This window comes from Rhodovulum strictum, from assembly GCF_009649175.1.
Taxonomy (GTDB): Bacteria; Pseudomonadota; Alphaproteobacteria; order Rhodobacterales; family Rhodobacteraceae; genus Rhodovulum; species Rhodovulum strictum.
Map to the genome: position 1 here is coordinate 1 of NZ_WJPO01000092.1, position 592 is coordinate 592.

Annotated in this window: 1 protein-coding gene; it reads left to right on the top strand. The window is 54.7% G+C overall.

From position 1 onward, the window contains the following. Positions 1 to 123 precede the first annotated feature (123 nt). On the top strand, positions 124 to 519 hold the full coding sequence (locus tag GH815_RS18770; protein ID WP_153750241.1) for a hypothetical protein: 396 nt from the start codon (positions 124 to 126) through the stop codon (positions 517 to 519). Positions 520 to 592: the final 73 nt, after the last annotated feature.

The following is a 592-nucleotide window of genomic DNA, read 5'->3' on the forward strand; positions in this document are numbered from 1 at the left end:
TCTCCACCCCCGTCAGTTCGGGAGCTTGAATCACGCAGGCCGGACAGCTTCAAGTATATCAATGGGTCCTGACCCTATGCACGCTGTGTCACGAACAAGGGGAATGACACTGAGCGCAAACTTGTGAAGACCACATTCAATGCGCTGCTGAATGCTGATAGCGTCGAGGGCATAAGCAAGATCAAGAAGTATGACGAAACGCTTACCGGTCGAAACTGGGAAGACTTCAAGCGTTTCATAGTCGAAAGCTACCCGGAATGCGCGGACCACTTCGGGACCGGTGCCGGGTTGCGGCTACAACGCATGGACAGTGATCTGGCCGAAGCCGTGATGCTGCGATTTGCTCGCATGGGTTATGCGTGCTTGCCGGTGCATGACAGTTTCATCGTGCATCACGACATGCGGGATGTTCTGGAAGACACCATGAAAGCGGTTTTCAGGGATATGTTCGGGGTAGAGAGCAAAGTCGAGTTCGACATGGGCGATGGGGAACACATCGAGCCAAGCGAACATCCGTAACCACCCGGTTGGCACCGCCTGCCAGATTTCGGCGTGAGCTCCTAAGACACGTGCATAGCGACGTCGCAAACGA